The following is a 15,640-nucleotide window of genomic DNA, read 5'->3' as shown; positions in this document are numbered from 1 at the left end:
ATAACCTTATTAAATCTAATTTAGCGTTGATTAAAAACCAACAGCGGCATCATCTCCACGTTTATCAGCACCCCCTTCAAGTTTTCCATTTGCTAAAACGCGAATGGCATCAACTTTACCTATAATAGGTGTTCTTTCTTCATTAATAATATATCCTTTAGATTTCATTTCTTCTTTTAAATCAGAGGAAAATCCGTCCGGTTCAAAAATGACCATATCTGGTAACCATTGATGATGAAAACGAGGAGCGTTAACGGCATCTTGCATACTCATTTTAAATTCATATCCATTTAAAATAGTTTGTGCCACAGCGGTAATTATTGTAGATCCACCTGGAGTTCCAACAACCATCCATAATTTACCGTTACGTTCAACAATAGTTGGGGTCATACTGCTCAACATTCTTTTTTCCGCAGCAATACTATTTGCTTCGGCACCTACAAGACCAAACATGTTGGGTACGCCTGCCTTAGAGCTGAAATCGTCCATTTCATTGTTTAAAAAGAAACCAAGCTCATCTGAATATAATTTAGAGCCGTAAGCGCCGTTAAGTGTTGTGGTGACGGATATGGCATTCCCTTCTTGATCTACAATAGAGTAGTGGGTGGTTTCCATGCTCTCTACGATCTCTATATTTCCATGTTCAACTTCAGAAGATTTAGTAGCCTTATCAAAAGAAAAATTAGCCATTCTTTCAGCTAGGTAATCGTCACTCAATAATTTATCATAAGGAATTTCAACAAAGTCAGGGTCACCTAAAAAGTAATTTCTATCAGCATAAGCTCTTCTAGAAGCTTCTGTGAATAATTGAACCATTTTTGGAGAATTGTGACCGAGTTTTGCAACGTCATGTTTTTCCATCATTTTGAATATTTGGTTGATGGTTACGCCACCACTACTAGGTGGGCTCATAGAAATAATATGTAAATCTTTGTAGTTGAAGGTAATTGGGTCTCTCCATACCGCCTGGTATTTTTCTAAATCCTCTTCAGTAATATACCCTCCTTTTTCTTGAATGAAAGCAGCTAGTTTTTGAGCTACTTTACCTTTGTAGAATCCGTCTCTACCATGCTTTGCAATGCTCCTAAATGTATTTGCCAACGCAGGATATTTAATGGTGTCATTAGTTTTGAAGGCAGTAGCAAACTTAGTGCTGTCACTGTTTACCTCTATAAATTTATCGCGTTGGCTAGCTAGTCTTTTTTCTTGATTAGCGGTTACTACAACACCACGTTCCGCTAAAGCAATCACCGGAGCCATGATTTCCTCTAAAGGAAGTGATCCAAACTTTTTATGCACTTCAATAATACCTGCAACTGTACCGGGTACACCAACGGCAGTGGCGCCTAAAGTACTTTTACCGGGAATTACGTTACCCAATGAATCTAAATACATGTCTCTGTGAGCAGATAAAGGAGCTTTCTCCCTATAATCTAAAGCACCAACTTCACCATCTGCTTTTCTATACACCATAAAGCCTCCGCCGCCAAGATTTCCTGCAAACGGATATGCGACTACCAAAGCCATTTCTGTGGCTACCATGGCATCAAAAGCGTTACCGCCTTTTTCCATAATATCACTTCCTATTTTAGAGGCTTCTTCGCGAGCAGATACTACCATTGCTTTTTCTGTAATTGTGCCTGTTGGGGTCGCAGGATTCTCTTTGCAACTGGCTAAAACAACCAATGCAGCTAGCATTAATACAAATTTTGTTTGGTTCATAGGTGGTTAAATTTATTATTTAATTATTTTATTTTTAAATATTGGATATAAGTATTTTATGATTTTTTATTATCTATAAGTGAAGTGTATTTTTGTTTTGAAAAAGTAATTAGCTCTTCAAAGAATTCGGTGAACTCTGCTTCAAAAGCATCATAATGTTCTTCAAGGTCAATAATGGCAAAATTCATTTTAGATTTATTATTCGTTCTACGGTTCATACCGTTCAGTACACGAGCAATTCCATCCATTTTTGAATAGTTGAAAATCCAATTATCGGTAATCATATAAGGCATCATCTTTTTAACCCCAATAGGTAATATTTCGTAATTGTCTTCCAAGAGGTCATAAAAATTATCTACAAAAACATCCAATGGAATATCTGAATATGTAGACCAATTTTTGGCTAAAAAGTGATCGTAATAGATGTCAACGATAACCCTACTGTAATGGCTGTAATTTGCATGAAGTCGTTTGCTGCTTATTCTAGGAATTGGATGAGAGTCGGTATAGGTGTCTATATGTCGATGTAATTTTATTCCCTTTTGTATCTTATTAGGTAAGTGATCAAATTTATTGGCGCGTATGCTATCGGCTATAAAATTACCGATCGTAATTTCTTTATCATTAAAAGAGAGATAAATATGAGCTAAAAAATTCATTCGATTAAATTGTGCTTGGTAAGTCGAATTTACAAAGAAGGGCAATAGTGATAAGTATGATACGTTTATATTTGCAAAAAACTTATTAAGATTATATGACACTAATAAAATCTATTTCAGGAATACGAGGAACTATTGGAGGAAAGCCAGGAGACAATCTTACACCTATTGATGCGGTAAAGTTTGCAGCTTCTTACGGAATTTGGTTGAAAGATTATTCTAAAAAGGAGAAGTTGAAAGTCGTTATTGGTCGTGATGCACGTTTGTCTGGTGAGATGATTCAAAATCTTGTAGTTTCTACTTTGGTAGGTTTAGGTATAGATGTGGTAGATTTAGATTTATCTACAACACCAACTGTTGAAATAGCGGTACCAATGGAAAAGGCGGATGGAGGTATCATCTTAACTGCAAGCCATAACCCAAAACAATGGAATGCACTAAAGCTTCTAAATGAAAAAGGTGAATTTTTAGATGCTGCCCAAGGTGCTAAAATTTTGGCAATAGCTGAAAAAGAAGATTTCGATTTTTCAGATGTAGATGATTTAGGGGTTATAAATAAGAATGACAGTTATATAGATATACATATAGATGAAGTTTTAAACCTGTCTTTGGTAGATGCCGAAGTGGTAAAAAAAGCGAAATTTAAAGTTGTGGTTGATGGAGTGAATTCTACAGGAGGAATTGCGATACCAAAACTTTTAAAGGAATTTGGCGTTGAAGTGGTTGAGTTGTATTGTGAGCCAACCGGTCATTTTCCACATAATCCAGAACCATTAAAAGAACACTTAAAGGATATTTGCGATTTAGTAGTTAAAGAAAAAGCTGATTTTGGTATCGTTGTAGATCCAGATGTTGACCGTTTGGCATTTATAAGTAACGATGGTGAAATGTTTGGTGAAGAATACACCTTGGTGGCTTGTGCAGATTATGTTTTGGGTAAAACCAAAGGTAATACGGTTTCTAACCTATCATCTTCTCGTGCTTTAAGAGATATTACACAAAAGCACGGTGGTACTTATGAAGCTGCGGCAGTTGGTGAAGTTAATGTAGTTACTAAAATGAAAGCAAATAATGCCGTTATTGGTGGAGAAGGTAATGGAGGTATCATTTATCCAGAAAGTCACTACGGTAGAGATTCATTAGTAGGTACTGCGTTATTTTTAATGTTAATGGCTGAAAAAGGTGGTACAGTGGCAGAGCTTAGAGCTAGCTACCCAAGCTACTTTATGAGTAAAAAGAAAATTCAGTTGACACCTGGTTTGGATGTTGATGGTATATTAAAGTCCATGGCAGAAAAATATGCCGCAGAGGAAATTTCTACGATTGATGGTGTAAAGGTTGACTTTGCTGAAAACTGGGTGCATCTTAGAAAATCTAATACAGAGCCTATTATTAGAATTTATACGGAAGCTAAAAGTCAGACCGAAGCTGATGGTTTGGCGGATCGAATTATTGGAGAAATAAAGTCTATAGCCGGTTTATAATCATAGAACCAGTTGTTAAAACAAGAAACCGGAAGTAGTTCAACTACTTCCGGTTTTTTCTTTTTATCCTTTTAGTTTACATCGGCAAATGCTGCTGGCTGTTTTCCTCTATGTTTCCATCGTTTGTGGGTCCATAGGTAATATTCTGGTTGTTCCCTTATTTGCTCTTCGGTAAGTCTTAAAAATTTGTTCGTAATTTCATGTTCTTTGGTTTCTTTGCTATTTATGGAAATAGGGGTGAACTCAGCCTTGTAGTGCCCGCGCTTTACCTTACTAACTTTAAGGAAAACAGTAGCCAATCCTGTTTTACGTGCCAAAGCTTCTCCACCGTTAAAAATTGGTACAGTGATACCCATAAAATCTGTCCAATAATGAGCTTTGTGAGCTTGTGGAGATTGGTCGCTGACCATACCGTAAGTTGATCTAATATTATTCCTATAATTCTGAATAACCGTTTTTGCAGTTTGTGCCTGGGTAATTAAAGTGGTATTCCAGCGCGCTCTTACTTTTCTAATAAATTTATCAAAATAAGAGTTGTTTATTTTTTGATAAACCGCATATCCTTTAGAGTTAACGTAATTGTTTATGCTAACATTCCATTCCCAATTGGCATAATGTGCGCATAAAATAATAATGCTTCGTTCTTTTTCTATCTCTAGTAAAACTTCTGGATTAACAAGGTGGTATTTTTTTGCAACGGCCTCCTTGCTTAAATTCATGGTTTTTACCATTTCTAAAAACATATCACAGAGGTGTTTGTAGAAATCTTTTTCAATACGATGTATTTCCTCTTTGGACTTATTGGGGAAAACTAAGTTTAAGTTTTCTTGTACCACTTTTCTTCTATAGCCAAATACACGGTATATGAAGAAACAGGCAATATCGGATAAACCGTAAAATAGACGATGTGGCAAAATGGAAACTATCCATAAAAACGGATAAATTAAAACAAAGGCCAATAGTTGCATTCTCAAAAAAATTATGGACAAATATAGTTATATTTGACGCCAAATAAAGGGCAGATAATGTACAACATTGATATAGCGACCATAGCAATAATAGCGGCAAATGTATTAGTGTCAATGAAGGGATTCAATGATACTACTTTTTTTGAACGATATAAATTCAGTATTGGTGCTATAAAGGCGGGGCAAAAAGATCGTATGGCAACTTCGGGATTTTTGCATGTAGATATTTCCCATTTGCTTTTTAATATGCTAACCCTTTATTTCTTTGCGGGCGTTGTAATTAATTGGTTTGATACTACAAAATTTCTGATTATTTATGCCGTAAGTCTTTTAGGAGGTAGCTTGTTGGCATTGAGTTTTCATAAAGATGAACCCTATTACTCGGCAGTTGGTGCCAGTGGTGCAGTAACGGGTATTTTGTATTCGGCAATTCTTCTTCAACCAGACATGAGATTAGGTATTATGTTTATACCGATTCCTGTCCCTGCATATGTTGTGGGTATTGGTTATTTGTTGTACTCTATTTATGGTATGAAGAAAAGATTGGGTAACATAGGACATACGGCACACTTTGGGGGTGCAATAGGCGGTTATTTAACTACACTCTTGTTCATGCCTAGTCTTTTGCAGACCGAAACCTTAATGGTGGGCTTGCTTGCATTACCAATAATCCTATTGATTGTGCTTGAAAAAATGGGTAAAATTTAGGCTATTTCTATTTTTTTTAAATCATAAGTGTATTATTTACCTTAATAATGTGCATTTCATCGTATTTCCCTGTATATAGGCAACATTAAGACAATTCGGGTCGTTAAACCAAAAACCCGAATTATAATGAAATCAACCCTATCTATCAGAAAAGTATGGTTAATGGCTGCAACTGCTTCGATTTTTGTAGCAAGTTGTAGTGATGAAACTACAGTTTTTGAAAACCCAGAAGATAATTTAGTAAGTGAAACCGACCAATCTAAGCTGGATAACAGTGTTAGCTTTGATCGTGCCGGTGTCTTGGATATTTTTGAAGATCCCATTGCCAGTGCAAAAAGATCAAGTGTTACAGGAAAAGATGAAGAGGAACAGGCAGGAGATTACCCGCTTTCACTTGTAGCTCAAATAGCTCCGCCTTCATTCACAAACGGAGAAAATTTGGCAGCAACCCATGTTGCCTTAGATGGTGATTACGGTTATGTATCGTATAATACAGTTGGTCAAGACTATGTAGGCGCTATTGATGTTATAGATATTAGCGACCCAACGAGTCCAAGGGTTACCTCAAGAGTTTATTATACGAATGCAGATTTAAATTCAATTGCCTATGATAATGGGTATTTATATGTTGCAGGTGGTGTAGATTCTGAAAAATCGGTTACGGCAACAGCAAATTCTCTTGTAGCTAAAATAGCTGTTAGTGGAGGTAGAATGAATACGACAAATATTACCTATGGTTTTCAAGAAGGCTTTAATGCTACAGATGTACGTATAATAGATAACAAAGCTGTAGTAACAAGTGGGCAAGAAGGCTTTGTGGTTGTTTACGATAAAAATGATTTAAGTGTGTTGAACGAAGCTGCTTTCTTGGATTTACGTTCTGTTGCATATAATGGTAATGAGGTGGCTGTTTTAGATGCTGCGCAGGGTGTAAGCTTTTTGGATCAGAATTTGAATACAACGCGTAGTATCGCTATTGAATCTGATTTCGGTGTCGATGCCAAGCGTACTTTAGACTTTTTGGATGATAATATTATTGTTTCGGAAGGAATAAAAGGTGCCGGAGTGTATAATGCAACTTCAGGAAGTTTTGTAGAATATTTGCCTATTTTAACAAGTCCGGAAAATGCAGAGCCAGGTGAAATAGTTACCAATGGTGTAGCTGTAAACGAAAATGTTCTGTTAATGGCTAACGGTGCTGGCGGATTAAGTCTCTCTGAGACTAATGATGACAACACTGTTGGTGTTGGTGTAATAGAGTTGACGGGTTCAATAAACTATGTTGCTACAAAAGATGATTATATTTTTGCAGCTTCAGGAAAACAAGGTTTTCAGATTATAAAATTAAACAGACCAGATGATAGTTTGGTAACACGTTGTGAAGATTTAACAGCGTATTCTGGTAGTTCATACCTAAATGTAAACACAGGTGATGATTTTGCTTTCAATGGTTACAAGAGGTTTTACAATATTAACGTAGGAGGTAATTTATTACTATGTGGTTCTTGGACCGTAAGCGACGGAGTCAATATTAACAGTAATGGTTTATTTGAAATGAACGGGACTATGGTAGTTGGTAGAAACTATAGTAGAAGAAATGTTTCTATAAACTCAGGAGCAAACTTAAGAGTAGAAGGGAATCTAACCATTTATGGAGATTTAATTCTTAATGAAGGTGCTACTATTGAATTTATAGGTGATGATTCTGTAGTCAATATCTTTGGTAGTGTAACTAGAGGTGCTGATACTACGGTAGAAGGAACTTTTAGAGATGTTAGAGGTGCATTTTAATAGACTTGGAAAAAAGATATAAAAAAGCCCGAACAATAACTATTGTTCGGGCTTTTTTGTGATTTATGTTGAAATCTAGTTTAGTAGCTCTGCTACTTTAGCTTCAAGAGCGGGTCCTCTTAGGTTCTTGGCTACGATAACACCGTTTTCATCCAATAAGAATGCAGCGGGTATGGCATCTACATTATAGAGCTTAGCAATTTGATCGTCAAAATATGCAATGTTGGAAATATGGTTCCAAACTAATCCGTCTTCTGCGATAGCTTTTTTCCAAGCTTCTTCAGTTCTATCTAATGAAACACCTAAAACATTTAGACCTTTGTCATGGTATTTATTATAAACTGCAACAATATTAGGGTTTTCAGCTCTACAAGGTCTACACCATCCGGCCCAGAAATCGATCAAGGTAACTTTTCCCATTACATCTTTTAAAGCAAGTTCACCACCATCAGGACTAGGACCTGAGAATTCAGGAGCTTTAGCGCCAATGCTTGAATTTTTATCAGCTGCCTCAGAAGCCTTTAATTTTTCAATACCTTCTTGTATTTGTTTTCCAGGTTTAGAGTTTTTAATCTCTTCTGAAAGCGTTTTGTAAATTTCTTCAGCTTCTTCTAGCTCAACTGCTTTGGTAGCAACAGCTCTATCCAAAACTAAGGCTGAGATTAACGCTTTGGGGTGGCTTTTTACATAGTCAAGTTCAAAAGTTTTGTACTCCTCTTGAAGTTCTTTCATTTCATCTTGTAGTGCCAATGCAGACTCGCCAGATGCAGCTTTCATATCTTGTTGTATAGATTGTGCTTGAAGAGAAATTTCTCTTGATTGTTCCATATAATCTGCGAACGTGTCATTTTGGAACGTTCCGCTTATATCTGCAAAGCCCATACTATCTCTTTGGGCGTTAAATTGAATTTCTCCGTTTTCAAGTATTACGGCAGTATAGCCAGGTAATTGTTCAACAAAGATATAATGAAGCTCAGGGATATCGGATTTTCCGGTAAAGGTAAACTCACCATTTGTTGTAGTAGCGGTATCAACTTCCATTGGTTGATTGTTTTCTCCTATTTTTTTCAGGAAAACACGAGTGCCATCTGTCATTTCACCTCTCAACTTACCATTTAGGGTAAAGCCTTCTGGCTTTGAGTTGCAGCTGAACAATAAAGCGCCTGCAAGCAGTATTAAAATACTATTTTTCATAAATTTCACTTAGATTAAGTTACAAATGTACTTATATATAGGATATAAAAAAAGACCCTTAACGCAATGGTTAAAGGTCTTTTTAATATCGTTATAATTGAGATTAAAACTGGTAGCGTATACCGAGTCCGATATCGAAATCGAAATTGTCAGAGAATCCGTCATAACCTATAACTCCAAGTTCTGGTCTAAAATCTAAGGATAGAATTAATGGAATGTCAAAATTATACTCTATACCAACATCACCAGCGGCAAAAATGAATAAACCGCCATCATCACCTGGGAAATCAACACTTCCTAAACCGCCACCAACTCCGTAATACCATTGAAAATCTCCTTCAATAGGTCTAACCCATTGATAAAGACCGGCAATTTTAAATGCATTAAAATTACGGCTATCTCTCCATCCTAAGTTAAACTCAGCCCTAGTGTCGCGTGTTAATGATTTTTGATAACTGACTTCAGCTCCAAATCCGTCACTATCTCCTAATCGTAATCCTAAGGCATGATTGGATATTTCTTGAGCAGAGAGGGAGCAAGTTGCTGTAAAAATCAATACGGTAATACCTTTTAAAATCTTCATATAGTTATTCTTTTTTGTGATGAAAAATGAGCCAATTTGTAATGCAGCTCACACAATAAAACTTAATTTAGCAATCAAAATTGTGTTACGTTGGATAATAATTCGCTGTCAAAGTTACGACAAGATATAGAGGGAGATGTACGATTTGATGATCTTACCAAGACTATTTACGCTACAGATGCATCTGTATATAGAAAAATACCTTTAGGGGCTGCTTTTCCAAAGAGTGTAGATGATATTAAAAAAATTATAAGGTTTGCTAACGATGAAAACATCGGACTTATACCTAGAACAGCGGGTACTTCCTTAGCTGGACAATGTGTGGGTGATGGTTTGGTGGTTGATGTATCAAAGCATTTTACAGAAATCATAAGCCTTGATCAAGAAAAGAAACAAGTAACGGTTCAACCTGGAGTTATTAGAGATGAGTTAAATCAATATCTAAAACCATACGGATTGTTCTTCGGTCCTAATACATCAACATCTAATAGATGTATGATAGGTGGTATGGTTGGCAACAATTCATCTGGTACTACATCTATTCAATATGGGGTAACTAGAGATAAGGTTATTTCTATGAAAACCATTCTGTCAGACGGGAGTGAGGCTGAATTTGGAAGAATTACAGCGTCAGAATTTAGGAAAAAGCAACAAGAACATACACTTGAAGCATCACTTTATAATAGTATATTTAAAGAACTAGATAATAAAGATATAGCTTCTGAAATAATTGAACATTTTCCGAAACCAGAAATACATAGAAGAAATACAGGTTATGCCGTAGACGAGTTATTGAAGTCTGATTTATTCGGTGGTGATTTATCTTACTTTAATATGGCAGAATTGCTATGTGGTAGTGAAGGTACACTAGCTTTTACGACAGAAATTACAGTGCAGTTAGATGACCTCCCACCAGCATTATCTGCAATGGTAGTTACGCATTACACCTCTTTGGAAGATTGTTTAATGGATGTAGTTCCGGTTATGGAACACCCGCTACAATTGTGCGAAATGATGGATAAAGTCATTTTAGATTGTACAAAGAATAACCGTGCCCAATTGGCGAATAGGTTTTTTGTAGAAGGTGATCCGGCTGCATTGTTAATGCTACAAGTTTCTTCACATACAGAAACTGAATTGAAAGAAGTGGTAGCGTCATTACAAAAAACCATAGCCAAATCTGGACTCAGTTATTCCAATCCTGTGTTATATGGAAATCAGATACCAAAAGCGATTGAGCTAAGAAAAGCAGGGTTGGGCCTGTTAGGTAATATTGTTGGGGACATGAAAGCCGTTGCCTGTATAGAAGATACTGCGGTAGCCTTGCCAGATTTAAAGGATTTTATTGCGGAGTTTTCGGTAATTATGAAAGGTTATGGGCAAAGTGCGGTGTATTATGCTCATGCAGGTGCTGGTGAACTGCATTTGAGGCCTATTCTAAATCTTAAAAAATCAACAGATGTAAGTCTATTTAGAAACATAACCACAGATGTTGCCAAATTGACTAAAAAATATAAAGGTTCATTTAGTGGGGAGCATGGCGATGGTATTGTACGTGCTGAGTTTATACCTATAATGATAGGTGATAAGAACTATGAACTTTTAAGAAGAATTAAATCTTATTTTGATCCAAAGGGTATATTCAACCCAGGTAAGATTGTAGATGCCTACCCAATGGATAAGTCTTTTCGTTATGAGGTAGACCGCAAAGAACCAGAGATTAAAACATTAATGGATTTTTCTGATAGTGAAGGTATACTTAAGGCAGCAGAAAAATGTAATGGTAGTGGTGACTGTAGAAAGACTCATCATATGAACGGTGGTATGTGTCCTAGTTACCACGCAACAAAAAATGAAAAAGATACTACTAGAGGTAGGGCAAATACTTTAAGAGAGTTTTTAACGAATCCTGATAGTGCGGCAAAGAATAGTTTTGATAGTCCAGAGATTAAAGAGGCTTTTGACCTTTGTTTAAGTTGTAAAGCTTGTGCAAGTGAGTGTCCTAGTAATGTAGACGTAGCCACTTTGAAGGCAGAGTTTTTATATCAATATCAAGAAGCAAATGGCTATTCTTTACGGGGAAAATTGTTTGCATATAACACCAAGCTAAACGGGTTGGGAAGTAAGGTTTCTGGTTTAACAAATGCTATTTATGATTCAAAGTTTCTAGGCGGATTGTTGAAGAAAACTAGCGGAGTGGCTAAAGAACGAACTTTGCCAAAAGTTTATAGTTTTAATTTCGATAAACATCTTCAAGAATATGGTAGTCAATATGTTAAGTCAAAGAGTAAAGTGATTTTATTTATAGATGAATTCACTAAATACTTGGATATTGAAGTAGGTAAAGATGCTATTGAGCTATTATCTAAACTTGGCTACGAAATTGAATTGTACTACGCGGAAAGTGGAAGAACATTTCTTTCAAAAGGCTTTTTAAAGCAAGCTCAAAAGTTAGCGATTAAGAATACGCAAGAATTAAAAAAGTTTGCAGATGCAGGTTTGCCTATTTTAGGTTTAGAGCCTTCGGCAATTTTATCTTTTAGGGATGAATACAAACGTATGACCACGGATAAAGAGATAGCGCAGAGAATAGCAGATAATTCATTTTTAATAGAAGAGTTTTTAGCAAAGGAAATAGCAGAAGGCAATTTAAAATCATCTGATTTTACAGATGAAGCTAGAGATATAAAAATTCATAATCATTGTCACCAAAAAGCATTGAGTAATCAAAAAGTTACGTTTGATGTATTGAATCTGCCCATAAATTATAAGGTCACCATTATAGCATCTGGTTGTTGTGGTATGGCGGGCTCCTTTGGGTACGAAGAAGAGCATTATGAAACCAGCATGAAAATTGGGTCTTTGAAATTATTCCCAGCAGTGAAAAAATCATCTGCAGAAACAATAATTGCAGCCAATGGTACTAGTTGTAGGCATCAAATATTTGATGGTACCAAGAGAATAGCCAAACATCCAGTAAGTATATTGAAAGAAGCTTTGGTATAATTCTTAGTCATTAAGACCATTTCTTTCATTTTGATTCAGTTCCCTGGTCTTTCGTTGTGTAATGGTAGCTATAAGCTCGTTCATATCCATAGACTTAAGTTCCTCGTCCATATAAAATGAAGCTAGCTTGTCATTTTCGTAACGGTATAGTTTCCAACGTTTGAAAGAGTATTCAAGTGCGGTCATGTGTTTTACCCAATCTCCGGAATTTAGATATAGGCATTCTCCTTTTTTCGTTTCAAATAGTTGTTTGTTCGGTGCATGGCTATGACCGCAAACTACATTATCGTAATGTTGCTTGATAGCCATTTTGGCTACGTTTTTTTCGAACAATGCAATTTGCTCTGGGTCGCGATTACCATGTTCTAATTCAGGGTTAGAGAAGGGTTTGTTCTTCTTTCCGAATAATTCAAGTCCCTTAGTCTTTAATTTTGCTAGTTTTAATAAAACGTCAAAACCTGCTCCACCAAAATTTAGTAGCCATTGAGAGTGACGAAATGAAAAATCAAAAATATCACCATGAAAAAATAAGGTGTTTTTTCCATTAAGTTTTAATATAAGTCTATTGGAAACTTGTATTGCCCCCATGTAGATGTCGTCAATTTTTCGAAAAGGTTCGTCTCGGTTACCTGTTATATAATGTACAACAGTGCCTTTGGCTGCTAAAGAGAATATTTTTTTAACGACTTTCAAATGCGAAGGGGGAAAGTAGTTATTTCGCATTTTTTTTGCATCGAGTATGTCGCCGTTAAGAATAAGAATCTTTGGGTTTATGCTAGATAGGTATGTCAATAATTCTTCTGCATGACATGCATAAGAACCTAAGTGAACATCTGATAAAACAGCTATTTCAAGACGGCGTTTTTTCAAGGGGATAATTTTAAGGACAAAATTAATCCTAATGGTATACGTGGTGGTTATTTAGTTGGTCAACAATTTTTAATCATAAGGTTAAATAATCATTATCACAAAAGAGTAAGGTTAAGCTAATATTAAGCACTTTTTAAATTTTTCTTTCCAGCATTTAACATTTACCTTTGAAGCTAGTTGAATTGTAAGTTTACAATCTGTATTATATTATTTAGAACGTACGTATTATGGCTGGAAATACCTTCGGAAACATATTTAGGGTAAGCACTTTTGGAGAATCTCATGGAAAGGCAATTGGAGGGGTTATAGATGGCTGTCCATCAGAAATTGAGTTAGATTTAAATGCTATACAAAATGATCTTGACCGTCGTAAACCAGGACAATCTGCCATTGTAACCCAAAGAAAAGAGCCAGATGAAGTAGAGTTTTATTCAGGAATTTTTGAAGGTAAAACTACGGGAACACCAATAGGTTTTGCGATTCATAATACAAATCAAAAATCTAAAGATTACGGACACATAAAAGATTCTTACAGACCATCACATGCAGATTACGTGTATGACAAAAAGTATGGATTTAGGGATTACCGTGGTGGTGGTAGAAGTTCTGCACGTGAAACGGCAAGTAGAGTAGTGGCAGGAGCTATTGCAAAACAGTTTTTGAAAGGGATAGAAATACAAGCTTTTGTATCTCAAGTTGGGGATATGAGTTTGGGAAAGCATTATACTGAATTAGATTTATCGTTAACGGAAACAAATGATGTGCGTTGCCCTGATCCCGAAATGGCATCCAAAATGGAAGAATATATCAAGTCTATTAAAAAAGACGGAGATACCATTGGCGGAATTATTACCTGTGTTGCCAAAAATGTACCGATTGGTTTGGGAGAGCCGGTTTTTGATAAGCTTCATGCAGAATTGGGCAAGGCAATGTTATCTATAAACGCGGTTAAAGGCTTTGAATACGGAAGCGGATTTGAAGGTGTGAAGATGAAAGGTAGTGAACACAACGATCAATTCAATAATGATGGTTCTACAAAAACTAACTATAGTGGAGGTATACAAGGTGGAATTAGCAATGGAATGGATATCTATTTCAATGTAGCTTTTAAGCCCGTTGCAACCGTAATTCAAGGTTACGAAACAATTGATAAAGAGGGTAATACCGTTAAAACTCAGGGCAAGGGCAGGCATGATCCTTGTGTAGTACCTAGGGCAGTACCAATAGTTGAGGCTATGACTGCATTGGTTTTGGCAGATTACACCCTATTAAACAGGACCATTAAATTATAGGTTCCGTTTTTAGCACTTTTCCTTGCAAAATACTATCTTACTTCCCTAAACTAATTTATATATGAGGAAGCTTGAGTTGCATTGGCAAATTCTAATAGGAATGTTAGCGGGAGTTTTATTTGCTTTAGCCATGGTTCAATTAGAATGGGGACCAAAATTCATTTCAGATTGGATCAAACCTTTTGGTAATATTTTCATCAACTCATTAAAGCTTATTGCCGTTCCTCTTATCTTAGGTTCATTGATAAAAGGAGTGTCAGATTTAAAGGATATTTCAAAACTTTCTCAAATGGGCGGTCGTACAATCGGTATTTATATCGCTACTACGGTTATTGCGGTTACCATTGGTTTAGGTGTTGTAAATATTGTAAAGCCAGGAGCTTCTATAACAGAAGCTACAAGAACAGAACTGGTTAACAATTACAAAGGCGATGCAGATGCCATTAAAACAAAGGCGGATAAGCAGAAGGAAGCCGGACCTTTACAGGCTTTAGAGGATTTAGTCCCTAGTAACATCTTTGCGGCAGCTTCCGATAATGGGAATATGCTACAAGTTATTTTCTTTGCTATTTTTTTCGGTATAGGGTTGATATTGATACCTGAAGAACAGGCTACACCCGTTAAAAAATTCTTTGACGGTTTCAATGAAGTTATTTTGAAACTGATAGATTTAATCATGCTTGCTGCTCCATATGGCGTATTTGCGCTATTGGCGGCGTTAATAGTAGAATCTCCTAGTTTAGATTTATTCAAAGCATTGGCCTGGTATGCTTTCTGTGTAGTACTGGGACTAGCATTAATGTTGGGTGTATATCTTCTTTTGGTTTGGGTATTTACGAAAACCTCGCCTAATACATTTATGAAAGGTATGTCACCCGCTCAACTCCTAGCTTTTTCCACGAGTTCAAGTGCTGCTACCTTGCCTGTAACTATGGAAAGAGTAGAGGAACATTTAGGGGTAGATGAAGAAGTAACAAGTTTTGTACTTCCAATTGGTGCTACTATAAACATGGATGGGACAAGCCTTTATCAGGCTATTGCTGCAGTATTTATTGCACAAGCTTTTGGTATGGACTTAAGTTTGTCTGCTCAGTTAGGAATTATTGTTACAGCAACACTTGCTTCTATTGGAAGTGCTGCTGTACCAGGGGCTGGAATGGTCATGCTAGTTATTGTACTTGCACAAGCAGGAATACCAGAAGCTGGTTTGGCATTGATATTTGCGGTGGATAGGCCATTGGATATGTGTAGAACGGTAATCAACGTATCAGGTGATGCATCTGTTTCTATGATGGTAGCAAAATCTGTTGGCAAGCTGCATGAACCAAAAGTCAAGAATTGGGACGACAATTATAAGAAGTAG

The 15,640-nt window shown here is 36.3% G+C and carries 12 protein-coding genes; 6 read left to right on the top strand and 6 right to left on the bottom strand.

Features of this window, described 5'->3' with window-relative positions; all coding sequences use genetic code 11:
• Positions 1-30: 30 nt before the first annotated feature.
• Positions 31-1,722, bottom strand: coding sequence for a gamma-glutamyltransferase (ggt, locus tag P177_RS11210; RefSeq protein WP_036154780.1), 1,692 nt, complete (start codon positions 1,720-1,722; stop codon positions 31-33).
• A gap of 56 nt (positions 1,723-1,778) precedes the next feature.
• Complete coding sequence (locus P177_RS11205; RefSeq protein WP_036154778.1) at positions 1,779-2,381, bottom strand: acyl carrier protein phosphodiesterase; 603 nt, start codon at positions 2,379-2,381, stop codon at positions 1,779-1,781.
• A 95-nt stretch (positions 2,382-2,476) separates the two neighbouring features.
• Between P177_RS11205 and glmM the strand changes: the two genes are divergently transcribed.
• Positions 2,477-3,865 carry a phosphoglucosamine mutase gene (gene glmM / locus P177_RS11200; RefSeq protein WP_036154776.1) on the top strand — a complete coding sequence of 463 codons (1,389 nt, stop codon included), beginning with the start codon at positions 2,477-2,479 and terminating at the stop codon, positions 3,863-3,865.
• Between the two features lie 71 nt (positions 3,866-3,936).
• On the opposite strand, the gene P177_RS11195 is transcribed toward glmM, so the two are convergent.
• A complete protein-coding gene (locus tag P177_RS11195; protein ID WP_036154774.1) occupies positions 3,937-4,833 on the bottom strand; it encodes a lysophospholipid acyltransferase family protein in 897 nt (298 codons plus the stop codon).
• Between the two features lie 57 nt (positions 4,834-4,890).
• Here P177_RS11195 and P177_RS11190 point away from each other — a divergent pair, with 57 nt between their 5' ends.
• Together P177_RS11190 and P177_RS11185 are read left to right on the top strand one after the other, a co-directional pair.
• Positions 4,891-5,541, top strand: a complete 651-nt coding sequence (locus P177_RS11190) for a rhomboid family intramembrane serine protease (protein ID WP_036154772.1) — start codon at positions 4,891-4,893, stop codon at positions 5,539-5,541.
• 126 nt (positions 5,542-5,667) lie between these two features.
• Complete coding sequence (locus tag P177_RS11185; protein WP_036154771.1) at positions 5,668-7,332, top strand: LVIVD repeat-containing protein; 1,665 nt, start codon at positions 5,668-5,670, stop codon at positions 7,330-7,332.
• A gap of 75 nt (positions 7,333-7,407) precedes the next feature.
• Here P177_RS11185 and P177_RS11180 read toward each other — a convergent pair whose 3' ends face one another.
• The gene (locus P177_RS11180; RefSeq protein WP_036154770.1) at positions 7,408-8,526 is read right to left on the bottom strand and encodes a TlpA disulfide reductase family protein; all 1,119 of its coding nucleotides are present in this window, start codon (positions 8,524-8,526) and stop codon (positions 7,408-7,410) included.
• A 103-nt stretch (positions 8,527-8,629) separates the two neighbouring features.
• Positions 8,630-9,109 carry a hypothetical protein gene (locus tag P177_RS11175; RefSeq protein WP_036154769.1) on the bottom strand — a complete coding sequence of 160 codons (480 nt, stop codon included), beginning with the start codon at positions 9,107-9,109 and terminating at the stop codon, positions 8,630-8,632.
• Positions 9,110-9,199: 90 nt separating this feature from the next.
• Between P177_RS11175 and P177_RS11170 the strand changes: the two genes are divergently transcribed.
• Positions 9,200-12,115, top strand: coding sequence for an FAD-binding and (Fe-S)-binding domain-containing protein (locus tag P177_RS11170; protein WP_036154768.1), 2,916 nt, complete (start codon positions 9,200-9,202; stop codon positions 12,113-12,115).
• A gap of 3 nt (positions 12,116-12,118) precedes the next feature.
• Here the strand turns inward: P177_RS11170 and P177_RS11165 are convergent, their stop codons facing one another.
• The gene (locus P177_RS11165; RefSeq protein ID WP_036154767.1) at positions 12,119-12,985 is read right to left on the bottom strand and encodes a UDP-2,3-diacylglucosamine diphosphatase; all 867 of its coding nucleotides are present in this window, start codon (positions 12,983-12,985) and stop codon (positions 12,119-12,121) included.
• Between the two features lie 227 nt (positions 12,986-13,212).
• Between P177_RS11165 and aroC the strand changes: the two genes are divergently transcribed.
• Both aroC and P177_RS11155 read left to right on the top strand, forming a co-directional pair.
• The gene (gene aroC, locus P177_RS11160; RefSeq protein WP_036154766.1) at positions 13,213-14,277 is read left to right on the top strand and encodes a chorismate synthase; all 1,065 of its coding nucleotides are present in this window, start codon (positions 13,213-13,215) and stop codon (positions 14,275-14,277) included.
• Between the two features lie 61 nt (positions 14,278-14,338).
• Positions 14,339-15,640: a dicarboxylate/amino acid:cation symporter gene (locus P177_RS11155; RefSeq protein WP_036154765.1), complete on the top strand. Its 1,302-nt coding sequence runs from the start codon at positions 14,339-14,341 to the stop codon at positions 15,638-15,640.

It is taken from the genome of Maribacter forsetii DSM 18668, assembly GCF_000744105.1.
GTDB lineage: Bacteria > Bacteroidota > Bacteroidia > Flavobacteriales > Flavobacteriaceae > Maribacter > Maribacter forsetii.
Note: the sequence above shows the minus strand (reverse complement) of the source record. Positions and strands in the feature narration are given on the sequence as shown.